Below are 9847 nucleotides of genomic sequence, written 5' to 3'. Positions count from 1 at the left end.
TTTTTAATCATAATTTTTCTTCCAAAAACTATTGACTATTTATAGTTTGTCACCTCCTTATAAATTGCATTATGCAATTCTTGTGATGTAAGTATATCCTTTCCAAATCTTTTTGTCAAGCGTTACGAAATATTAAAAATAATTTTTATATTGCATATTGCAATTTCAGAAAAACAATGCTATAATTCATACATACCGAAAAAGGAGGCAGTCAGCATGAAAGATAAAGAACTACGCAAGCTGATAGGCAGCAGAATAAAACAGCGCCGTCTGGAATTGAATCTGACACAGCCTTATGTCGCAGAAAAGATGGGTGTTACCGCTTCTACAATCCTGCGTTATGAGAATGGTTCGATTGACAATACGAAAAAAATGGTGCTGGAAGGTCTTTCGGAAGCACTCCATGTATCCGTGGAATGGCTCAAAGGGGAAACAGATGAATATGAAACCGACATTACGGATAAGAGAGAATTACAGATTCGTGATGCGATGGGAGATATTCTGGAACAGTTACCGCTTGCCCTTACCAAAGAAGAAGATGCTTTTTCAAAAGATTTATTACTGCTGATGTTAAAACAATATGGTCTGTTTTTGGATTCCTTCCAGTTCGCCTGCAAAAACTTCAAGGGAAATGCTGGTCAGACGGATATTGCCAAAACAATAGGGTTTGAATCGAATGATGAATATAATGAGATTATGTTCTTAAGGGAAATCACTCCTACCATCAATGCTTTTAATGAGATGGCAGACATTGTAAGGCTCTATTCCAAGAAACAAAAAACAGCAGAACAAAGGCTTGCAAATCTTTTATCAGAAGTCTTATACGAAGATTCCGAATCGGTATAGTAAGACAACCGGAGTTATGATATACTTACACGCACGAAGCATTTCATCAGTTCCGATTGTCTAATATCGAAAGGAGACATACGATTATGGCAAAAGGATCTGTAAGAAAAAAAGGAAAGAAATGGTACTACCGCTTCTATGTAGAGGACGCAAGCGGCAATCTTGTTCAGAAAGAATGCGTTGGAACAGAAAGCAAAAGTGGAACTGAAAAGCTGCTCCGTCAGGCAATGGATGATTATGAGAAAAAGAAATTTGTTGCCAAAGCGGAAAATCTCACAGTCGGACAACTTCTGGATGTGTGGGCAGAGGAGGAATTAAAAACAGGTACGCTCAGCAATGGTACGGTGGAGAATTACCTCGGAACAATCCGAAATATTAAGAAACACCCATTGGCAGAACGGAAACTGAAAAATGTAACCTCTGAACATTTGCAATCCTTCTTCGATTTGCTTTCCTTCGGGGGAGTTCATCCCGATGGAAAAGAGAGAAAGGGGTATAGCAAAGATTACATCCATTCTTTTTCCGCAGTCATGCAGCAGTCCTTCCGTTTTGCAGTATTTCCAAAGCAGTATATTACGTTCAATCCCATGCAGTATATTAAACTGCGGTATCAGACGGACGAAGTTGATTTGTTTTCGGATGAGGACATGGACGGAAATATCCAACCAATTTCACGAGAAGATTATGAAAGACTGCTTGCGTATCTTCAAAAAAAGAACCCAGCCGCAATACTTCCAATCCAGATAGCCTATTATGCCGGACTCCGTATTGGAGAAGCCTGCGGTTTGGCATGGCAGGACGTAAATCTGGAAGAACAATGCCTTACCATAAGACGCAGCATCCGATATGATGGTTCAAAGCGCAAATATATCATCGGACCAACCAAGCGGAAAAAAGTGAGGATTGTTGATTTTGGAGATACGCTGGTAGAGATTTTCCGTAATACCCGGAAAGAGCAGTTAAAAAATCGAATGCAGTACGGAGAACTTTATCACACGAACTACTACAAAGAGGTCAAAGAGAAAAACAGAGTGTACTACGAATATTATTGCTTAGACAGAACAGAGGAAGTCCCGGCAGATTATAAAGAAATTTCTTTCGTCTGTTTAAGACCGGATGGTTGTCTGGAACTTCCAACTACTTTGGGAACTGTTTGCAGAAAGGTGGCAAAAACATTAGAGGGATTTGAAGGCTTTCATTTCCACCAGTTACGTCACACCTATACAAGCAACCTTTTAGCAAATGGAGCAGCCCCAAAAGATGTGCAGGAATTGTTAGGACACTCAGATGTCAGTACCACAATGAATGTCTATGCTCACTCCACAAGAGATGCTAAACGAAAATCGGTTAGGCTTCTTGATAAAGTGGTAGGCAATGATTAAAGAAATTCCCTTATTTCCCTTGTAATTATCTCATAAGGGCAAAAATAAGGGAAACTACATATCATTTCACTAATGGACAGGCGGGAAAGCCTATAAAATGGGGAAAGTTAGAGGAATAATTATATAAATTTCAGTTTTGGGAATAATTATGGGTCACATGAACCTTATAATTAAGGGAAAACATAAGAAAACACTGATATTTGTATGCATTATTTGACATGGACGAACATAAACTAAAACGGGTATGTTCTCTTTGACAAATCTGTTTGGAAAGGCTATGATGTACCTAGTGATCGCACTATGGAAACTTGAGAAGCCCATAGTCCGGAAGGCTCCTTCGGGGGCCTTTCGTTATTTATACAAACAATTAGTAAAATTGATGAGAGGTGGTGAAAAACTTGGAGAAAAAGCAATTTCTAACATATGATGAACAGATTACTTTTCTGGAAGAAAAGAAAGGTCTGAGCGTCAACTTAAGGGCATATTAGTGAATATCCTCCAATGCAAACTACAAAATAAATCGGTTTATGACAGAAAACAGTTGCTGTTTTGTTGGAAACCAGAAGATTTATAAAAATGACCGCATTTAAATAAGCCTATTGATGAATGCTGGTTCTATTTTAAAAAGAAACTTTTTTATTTCGGAAATGCGAACGTCCCTTGGATTTCAATTTCTTCCTTGGAAATGACCTTCCGGGCAGGAGCTGTGATCTGCAACGTACAGCATCTATATATAACTGTTCAATAATTGAAAGCTCAAACAGTCCGCAGAGTATTTTAGGAACAATACTTTTAATCCGTTCAATGATAAATGCACGATTGGCCTGATAACGGAACTTATTTGTGCTTTTGGCAGAAATCTGTATTTCCTCATCTGCTTCATTTTTTATAAGAGAAGCCAGATTCGATAGAAGCATATTTATATAAAATTCCTGCTGTATTGATACTGCAGTAGCACCGGAAAACTCTTCCATGGCAAAACGGCTTTTTAGTTCTTTGTACTTAAGTTCTACAGGCCATCTGTAGAACTTAAGTACAAAGAACATATCTTCTGAATAATAACCTCTGTCAAAAATAATAATACTGTTGTTATATAGTCCCATATCTTTAAGAACTTTAAGATCTATATTCACCATGAGCTGTTTCTTGCGGAGAAGAAGAATCCGGGTGTCAGTGTAAATGTATATAAGGAATATGTTTTTTATCGGATTAAGGAAATGAACTTTCCTGTCATTGTGAAGGATACATTAGGTGCAGGGTCAATCGGAGTGGAAGTCATGAACGCCTATGAGGAAGTAGAGAGCTTTCTTAATTCCAATCGGAACAATTCAGATATAATGGTGGAAGAACTGATCCAGGGAGAACAGTGCGGAACGGAAATTCATGGTGTAGAGGGACGTTACAGTGTCCTTCCGCCGATCGCCTTTTCTGTAACAAAAGAGGGCATTACAGATCCGTTAAGCTCTGTAAAATTTGGTCCGGAATGACAACAACAACGGCTGCCATGGAGGGAAGAAATCCACTATCTGTTTTTGTGGACAGCATACTCGGAACTGACAAAAATTACAGTATGAAACGGAACCTGAAATATGTATTGAACTTTAAGATGAAAGCAAGGTCGCAGGAGGAGCTGATCCGATTATATGGGAATCCGCATGTGGATTATATTATGCAGCTGGAAACCTCAGTGGCAGGTATGGAGAAAATCAACTATTGCGAGGTTGTTATCAGCACCGATCAGGAAAAAGAAGATATTCTTAATATCCTGAATGAACTGGAAGAGGAATTCCCGGGGCTTGTTTCCGATGATGTGAAAGCAAACGCCGGAGAGCTTGTTGCAAAATGTCAATGAGAATTCTGCGGTCGATAAGACCGCCGTTTTCTGCTGTTTGCAGAAATTAAAACCATTTTGCAGCGTATTGCTGTAATTGTTCCTGGACATCCCGGTAGCTGTATTTGCTGACCGGGATTATTTCATGATTATTCAGTGTGATTTCAAAGCGTCTGATTGAACGGACAGCATACAGAGAAACAATGTAGCATCTGTGACATTGCACGAAGATATCTTTCGGCAGAGTTTCACGGACTGCAGAAAGGGATTTATATATCTTCGTGACAGTACCGTCCTGAAGGTGAATCTGCAGTTCTTTATTGATTATTTCAATATAGGTAATATCCCTGATATGAAAGGATACAGTTCTGGACGGAGTGTCGATTATAATGGATTTAGGGATCAGATGTCGGATCGCACGGGTTAGTGCTTCTGCAAGTTTTTGACGGCTGATCGGCTTGAGGATATAACCTACAGGTTCAGCAGAATATGCATCGAATACAAATTTCTCACTGCTGGAAATGAAGATAACGGGAATTTGGTTTTCAGTGTCACGGAGACATTCTGCAAAGCTGATCCCATTGTTTTCACCCAGCATAATATCAAGAATCAGAATGTCACAGCTTTTGGGAGTATTCTGCAATGTATTTTTTAATTCTGAAATAGAAGTATATTTTCGAATCTCACAGGATTCTCCCATGGATGCTAAAATATCGATGATCATTTCTGATATCTGTGTTAAAAAAATCGGTTCATCATCACAGATGACAATATGGTACATAGTGAAAGCCTCCTATTATTCGTTATTTTCGTCAAGACAAAGCGTTGTTGTTACAGCAAAAAAACCACCACGTACCTGTACGCTCAGTATACCATTGTATTTTTCGGCGATTCCATTGATGATCTTAAGACCGTAACCGTGTCTGTCACTGTTCTTTTTACTGGATTTATATTTTCCATTTGTGATTCTCAAGTTATCCTCATTGTAGGAGTTTTCACATTTAATAAACAGAAAATTTCCCTTTGAATGGAGATTCAGCCGGATGATCCGCTGTCCTTCAGAAACCTTCTGACACCCTTCTACTGCATTTTCCAAAATATTTGTCAACATCCGGCACAAATCAATATCTTCCATGTTGAGTCTTCTGCCAATGATAATACTGTACTCCACTATGGCTTTATAACGGCTGGCACGTTCTGCAAATTCTGAAAGGATGGAATTGACCAGAGCATTGGCTGTGTAGGTGACAAAAGGAAGCTGTTCGGCTTCTTCAGTAAATTTCTGTATATACTGTCTGGCACCTGCATAGTCCTCCTGCTTAAGATAGGAGGACAGGGCATTCATATGATGCCGGATCTCATGGTGTATTTCCAGAATATGTTCATTGTTTTCAGCCTGATTCCGGTAGTTTTCCAGTATGCGCTCGGAAATCCTCTGTTCTTCCTGTTTACTGCGGATGTATTCCATGACACTGAAGAATACGGCATATACTATGAAAGCAAATACTGCAAACAATACAAACATAGCATGGACAATTATATTGGTGGAAAGATTTATTATGCTTGAGAATTGTGCAATACTGGCAATTAGAATAAACAAAGCAGGGAGGGAGCAGAGAATCTTCCAGATACGTGATTCCAGATCAGCGTTGATCATAGTACGGATTCGCTCCATCAGCATGAGAAATGGTTTCGCAAGAAGCAGATTTATGATAAGTGTGAGAATCAGTGCAAGGGGCGGATACATAAAATGATCGGACGGGAACCGGAAAGTACGGTGCAAAAAAGTAACAGTACTTGTGACAAAGAATCCGTAGCTCATTACAACAAAAAATACAAACAGTTTTTCTACTGTTTTTGCCTGGATGATAAAGCAGTACAACATTCCGAACAGTAACAAGGCAATATAAAAAATAGCATTCGAGATCAGCTCTTTGTAATCACCGCCGATGTTGAACTGTGCGATAAGAGAAAACGGAATGACCATTACAATAAAAATGGACAGTGCCATGAGCATTGTCTTTTTTGTGCTTAGGCGGAAACGATCCCGGAATGGATACAAACAGAAAAATGCATAAGGAAAAATCTGAAAAGAAAATCCGCAGAAATAACGCAATGCTATCATAAAAATCTCCTGTCAAAAAGATAGATAATGGTCAGGTTACCTATTAAAAATAAGTATACCATTGGCAGAAGGCAAAATCAAATCATATGAAGGCCTTTTTACGCCATATTTTGACTATTCACGCAAAAATATGGACAAGGGAATTAAATTCAAATAATATAAAAATATAAATAATATAGCCACAAAAACATTCAAAAGAAAGGAGACTAAAAAATGAAGAAAAGAATGATTATTGTGACAGTACTGATTATGGGAACTCTGGCATCAGGATGTGTGAGCGTTCAGGCATCAGATATTTTACCTGAACTGACAAAAGACAATGCACTGGAACAGATGATGAAAGCAGGAGAAACAGACAGTCTTGTAAGCAATCATAAAAGCTATGAAGCTACCTGTGAATATATACTGCAGAATACAAAGGTATATGACTATGAAGATTCTGAAGTGATGTATGTAGATATGTATGGTACTACCCAGATGCTCTATAAAGATGGCGAATTAAAATACGGAAAAGAAGGAGATGAGTATCTCTCCTGTCTGTATATTGATGAAGCAGATGGAAATGCAGATGATCTTATAAGCTTTTACACAGATGAAACCATAGAGGAAGAAGTGACGGATATGAAGGAAGATGGTGATACGATCATTATACAGACAAAGGTACCTGAAGAACTTACGCAGAGTGCATTGAATTCTCAGGGAGATGGAGAATTCTACACAGAGGGAGACTGGATTTCTATGGAATATGTGGTTGCTTCGGATGATTACAGACCACTGAAACATACTCAGATTCTGAACCATAAGGACGGCACTTCAGAAGAAGCTTCGAAGATGGAATTCTCCTACGGCGTGGATAGACCTGAGGATGTAGCAGATCTTTGTGAAAAGTACGAAGAAGCAGAAAAAGCAGAAGGTGATGTACGTAATGTGACAGTTACTGCAGCTCCTGGTACAGAGCAGGAAAAGGATTATGCAATCACGGTTCCATCAGATAATTATGTATGGATCATGCTTCATGACGATAATTCTTATTACATTATGTATACAGATAAGGAGTGTAAAGAACTGTACGAGCCAGAGGAAGATGTGAAAGAAGATACACATCTCTATGCAGAGATTGAGTCTTATGAAGAGGCGGAGGATGAAGTATGAGGAGTTTGAGCGTATTTATCAGGAATATTATCTGAAAATTTTGACATTTATACATAAAAGAGTTCCTGATCTGTATGAAGCGGAAGAACTGACTGGAGATGTATTTCTGCCTTTTTACAGAAATATGGACAGTTATGATGAAGAAAAAGGTAGTATAGCTACCTGGTTGTATGCAATCACAGCAAACCGCCTGAAAAACTATTATAGGGATAAAAAGACTCATTATTCTCTGGAAATCCTGAAGCAGCAGACGGAAGATTTTATTATCAGAAAAGTTCCACAGAGCTTGGCAGGCAGATGAATTTATCACCGGGAAATGTAAGGATGATACAGAAACGTGCTCTGGAGAAGTTGCGAATGATTATGGAAAAACAGGGGGAATAGGCGTTCAGGCTACAGAGACTCTGCCTGAACTGACTGGGGATAATGCATTGTAATAGATTATGAAAGCCGGATGACATATTTCAGATATGAGATATTTGCATAGGGCAGTTTGATGAGGAGGGAAATAAGTGGGCTGCATTTGTATTAGATCTGTCTTTTATAGGATGGAGCCTTCTGGGAATTATAACATTCGGGTTGGTTAATATATTCTTTGCCGGACCATATCAGTATTTAACACAGGGTAAATATGTGCACATTTACAATTTTGAACGTTGTCATTCTGCACTCAATAATCAGACACCGGCATCCTGCTATTATCCGATTCTGTTACTGGATAATCCTGCGGCCTAAGGGGGGATTTTCTCCCATACTCAGTTACATATATCAGTTCATTATAAAAAGCTTAGATTTTTGTTTTGACAACTGAACCACTATACACTCCGTACCCAGTAACGGGAAAGATACATAAATAGTCAAAAAGTACGTATACTATCTTCCATGTAGAAAGTAAATTTTTATACAGGAGGACAGACATGGACAACAGCACAAAGAAACTGTTAGAAGAATGCAGTGTCGGATGCAAGATGGGAATTGAGAGCATGGAACAGGTACAGCATCATGTGACAGATGCCAAAATCGCAGCAACGATTGAAAAATCCTGTTCAAAACACAAGGAACTGGAAGAGGAAATTTCCAAAATACTTCTTCGCGCAGGCCAGCCGGAGAAAGAACCGGGTGTTATGGTATCCACATTTTCGTGGATGACGACAGGTGTAAAAATGATGACCGGAGAAGATGAGAATAAACAGGCGGTTAAGATCATCATGAATGGCTGCAACATGGGAACCCAGTCTATCACAGAAGCCATGCACCAATGCAAAGATGCGTCGTCCGAAAGTATTTCCATTGCAAAGAAGCTTATTGGAATGGAAGAGAATCTGCGGGATGATATGCAGAAATATTTGTAAGCTGAGAACCTGCATTTTCCTTCCGTAGTGTGTAAAAGGAAGGTATGCCCGACAACCAGCAAGAAGAAATTTGCAAAGAAATGTAAAGAGGTTCACAGGCTGATAGGCAGCATGCGGACTTTGAGAGTAAAAGAAATCATTTCCAAGCTTAATGAGATACTGACTGGTTATTTCCATTACTATGGCATCACTGACAATTCAGAGAGAATCACAGCATTTCGTTATAATGTTATGAAAAGCCTTTTCTACTGGCTGAACAGAAGAAGCCAGAAGAAAAGCTACAACTGGGTAGAGTTTCTGAATATGATTGATAACAGTTACCCGTTAGTAAGAGCAAGAATATATGTCAGTATATACGATTGATAAATGTGAACGATTCGTTTCGTAAAGAGCCGGATGCGGGAAAGTCGCAAGTCCGGATTCTGCGAGGGGCGTACGACCGCAAGGGGTGCGTCTACTCGACCCATGAAATACCTATGTATTTCCAGCTTTAAGATGATCATCGATCTGATAAAGTCCGGGTATAGAATCTCATTTGTATATGAAGTACTTGCCAAAAGCGACCCGGAGCTTGGAATCTTTACACTGAAGGGTGAGTCCATAGTCAGAGAATTTAATGTTAGTTATCTGAAGCATGCGGATGTGAGGGAGAAGATGGAATGGTTTTTATGACCGCGTCTTTCGCACTCTGCTGAACTGTCTTAAATGCATTATTTACGAGGATTGCTATGGATTTTGGAATGCTGATAGAAGTGAAGATCCTAAAATAATAGTTGCGCCTTTAAGAAGTTGCTTTGCCATGAAGTAGCTCTCGCAATTCGCATAGAATACATATAATATAAGTAAGTGTGCAATGAAAAGGAATCATTTATGGCAGACCAGAAAATAGATAACCTTTTAAATCTTGCAATGGATGCAACCCCACAGGAGCGTAGAAAGTCGGGAAATCTTAATGTAGGATATGATCCTGCAACCAGGCTATGGGATGTGATCGTGAAGTACAGTGGTCCGGAGAGCGGACTTGGCGGTGAGGGAATTCAGGTGGTGCCACTGCTGGGAGGTTATGCAGTAGTGACTTTACCGGAGTCGGAAATCAAGGCGTATTCTGCCCGGGAGCAGATTGAATTTATTGAAAAACCTAAACGACTGTATTTTGAAA

14 protein-coding genes and 1 pseudogene are annotated in these 9847 nt (G+C 39.3%); 12 read left to right on the top strand and 3 right to left on the bottom strand.

Annotation, left to right across the window (positions count from 1 at the left end; translation table 11 throughout):
* Positions 1 to 216: 216 nt before the first annotated feature.
* Both DWW86_RS16810 and DWW86_RS16805 read left to right on the top strand, forming a co-directional pair.
* Positions 217 to 846: a helix-turn-helix domain-containing protein gene (locus DWW86_RS16810; RefSeq protein ID WP_008369918.1), complete on the top strand. Its 630-nt coding sequence runs from the start codon at positions 217 to 219 to the stop codon at positions 844 to 846.
* A gap of 86 nt (positions 847 to 932) precedes the next feature.
* Entirely contained in the window at positions 933 to 2228 is a 1296-nt protein-coding gene (locus DWW86_RS16805) for a tyrosine-type recombinase/integrase (RefSeq protein WP_008369919.1), read from the top strand.
* 620 nt (positions 2229 to 2848) lie between these two features.
* On the opposite strand, the gene DWW86_RS16800 is transcribed toward DWW86_RS16805, so the two are convergent.
* Entirely contained in the window at positions 2849 to 3364 is a 516-nt protein-coding gene (locus tag DWW86_RS16800) for a hypothetical protein (RefSeq protein ID WP_181985381.1), read from the bottom strand.
* A gap of 81 nt (positions 3365 to 3445) precedes the next feature.
* On the opposite strand from DWW86_RS16800, the gene DWW86_RS16795 reads away from it, so the two are divergent.
* Together DWW86_RS16795 and DWW86_RS16790 are read left to right on the top strand one after the other, a co-directional pair.
* Positions 3446 to 3715: an ATP-grasp domain-containing protein gene (locus DWW86_RS16795; protein ID WP_072522121.1), complete on the top strand. Its 270-nt coding sequence runs from the start codon at positions 3446 to 3448 to the stop codon at positions 3713 to 3715.
* The gene (locus tag DWW86_RS16790) at positions 3712 to 4080 is read left to right on the top strand and encodes a hypothetical protein (RefSeq protein ID WP_143143544.1); all 369 of its coding nucleotides are present in this window, start codon (positions 3712 to 3714) and stop codon (positions 4078 to 4080) included. Before DWW86_RS16795 ends, DWW86_RS16790 begins: the two co-directional genes overlap by 4 nt.
* A gap of 46 nt (positions 4081 to 4126) precedes the next feature.
* On the opposite strand, the gene DWW86_RS16785 is transcribed toward DWW86_RS16790, so the two are convergent.
* Positions 4127 to 4840: a LytR/AlgR family response regulator transcription factor gene (locus tag DWW86_RS16785; RefSeq protein ID WP_072522119.1), complete on the bottom strand. Its 714-nt coding sequence runs from the start codon at positions 4838 to 4840 to the stop codon at positions 4127 to 4129.
* 15 nt (positions 4841 to 4855) lie between these two features.
* A complete protein-coding gene (locus tag DWW86_RS16780) occupies positions 4856 to 6184 on the bottom strand; it encodes an ATP-binding protein (protein ID WP_072522118.1) in 1329 nt (442 codons plus the stop codon).
* Positions 6185 to 6397: 213 nt separating this feature from the next.
* Here DWW86_RS16780 and DWW86_RS16775 point away from each other — a divergent pair, with 213 nt between their 5' ends.
* The 8 genes and pseudogenes from DWW86_RS16775 to DWW86_RS16745 all read left to right on the top strand — a co-directional run.
* Positions 6398 to 7336: a hypothetical protein gene (locus tag DWW86_RS16775; protein WP_072522117.1), complete on the top strand. Its 939-nt coding sequence runs from the start codon at positions 6398 to 6400 to the stop codon at positions 7334 to 7336.
* A complete protein-coding gene (locus DWW86_RS16770) occupies positions 7326 to 7637 on the top strand; it encodes an RNA polymerase sigma factor (protein WP_235816072.1) in 312 nt (103 codons plus the stop codon). Before DWW86_RS16775 ends, DWW86_RS16770 begins: the two co-directional genes overlap by 11 nt.
* Positions 7634 to 7720, top strand: a complete 87-nt coding sequence (locus DWW86_RS17510; RefSeq protein WP_235816146.1) for a hypothetical protein — start codon at positions 7634 to 7636, stop codon at positions 7718 to 7720. Before DWW86_RS16770 ends, DWW86_RS17510 begins: the two co-directional genes overlap by 4 nt.
* A gap of 93 nt (positions 7721 to 7813) precedes the next feature.
* Positions 7814 to 8071: a DUF975 family protein gene (locus DWW86_RS17505; RefSeq protein ID WP_334292791.1), complete on the top strand. Its 258-nt coding sequence runs from the start codon at positions 7814 to 7816 to the stop codon at positions 8069 to 8071.
* 182 nt (positions 8072 to 8253) lie between these two features.
* On the top strand, positions 8254 to 8688 hold the full coding sequence (locus DWW86_RS16760; protein ID WP_019162843.1) for a DUF2383 domain-containing protein: 435 nt from the start codon (positions 8254 to 8256) through the stop codon (positions 8686 to 8688).
* A 27-nt stretch (positions 8689 to 8715) separates the two neighbouring features.
* Entirely contained in the window at positions 8716 to 9051 is a 336-nt protein-coding gene (locus tag DWW86_RS16755; RefSeq protein ID WP_072522116.1) for a group II intron maturase-specific domain-containing protein, read from the top strand.
* Between the two features lie 102 nt (positions 9052 to 9153).
* Positions 9154 to 9360: a hypothetical protein gene (locus DWW86_RS16750; protein ID WP_235816071.1), complete on the top strand. Its 207-nt coding sequence runs from the start codon at positions 9154 to 9156 to the stop codon at positions 9358 to 9360.
* A gap of 198 nt (positions 9361 to 9558) precedes the next feature.
* Positions 9559 to 9847 (top strand): annotated as a pseudogene (locus tag DWW86_RS16745) (S8 family peptidase); the annotation flags it as partial.

The sequence above is a fragment of the Ruminococcus sp. AF17-22AC genome (genome assembly GCF_003460065.1).
GTDB lineage: Bacteria > Bacillota > Clostridia > Lachnospirales > Lachnospiraceae > Blautia_A.
This window is presented reverse-complemented; position numbering and strand designations above follow the sequence as displayed.

Excerpts from the sequence above, each read along its gene's own strand:
- DWW86_RS16750 (WP_235816071.1), top strand. The coding sequence starts at position 9,154 with ATGAAATACCTATGTATTTCCAGCTTTAAGATGATCATCGATCTGATA.
- DWW86_RS16770 (WP_235816072.1), top strand. The coding sequence starts at position 7,326 with ATGAAGTATGAGGAGTTTGAGCGTATTTATCAGGAATATTATCTGAAA.
- DWW86_RS16795 (WP_072522121.1), top strand. The coding sequence starts at position 3,446 with ATGAACTTTCCTGTCATTGTGAAGGATACATTAGGTGCAGGGTCAATC.
- DWW86_RS16810 (WP_008369918.1), top strand. The coding sequence starts at position 217 with ATGAAAGATAAAGAACTACGCAAGCTGATAGGCAGCAGAATAAAACAG.
- DWW86_RS16790 (WP_143143544.1), top strand. The coding sequence starts at position 3,712 with ATGACAACAACAACGGCTGCCATGGAGGGAAGAAATCCACTATCTGTT.
- DWW86_RS16785 (WP_072522119.1), bottom strand. The coding sequence starts at position 4,840 with ATGTACCATATTGTCATCTGTGATGATGAACCGATTTTTTTAACACAG.
- DWW86_RS16775 (WP_072522117.1), top strand. The coding sequence starts at position 6,398 with ATGAAGAAAAGAATGATTATTGTGACAGTACTGATTATGGGAACTCTG.
- DWW86_RS16805 (WP_008369919.1), top strand. The coding sequence starts at position 933 with ATGGCAAAAGGATCTGTAAGAAAAAAAGGAAAGAAATGGTACTACCGC.
- DWW86_RS17510 (WP_235816146.1), top strand. The coding sequence starts at position 7,634 with ATGAATTTATCACCGGGAAATGTAAGGATGATACAGAAACGTGCTCTG.
- DWW86_RS16800 (WP_181985381.1), bottom strand. The coding sequence starts at position 3,364 with ATGGTGAATATAGATCTTAAAGTTCTTAAAGATATGGGACTATATAAC.
- DWW86_RS16760 (WP_019162843.1), top strand. The coding sequence starts at position 8,254 with ATGGACAACAGCACAAAGAAACTGTTAGAAGAATGCAGTGTCGGATGC.
- DWW86_RS16780 (WP_072522118.1), bottom strand. The coding sequence starts at position 6,184 with ATGATAGCATTGCGTTATTTCTGCGGATTTTCTTTTCAGATTTTTCCT.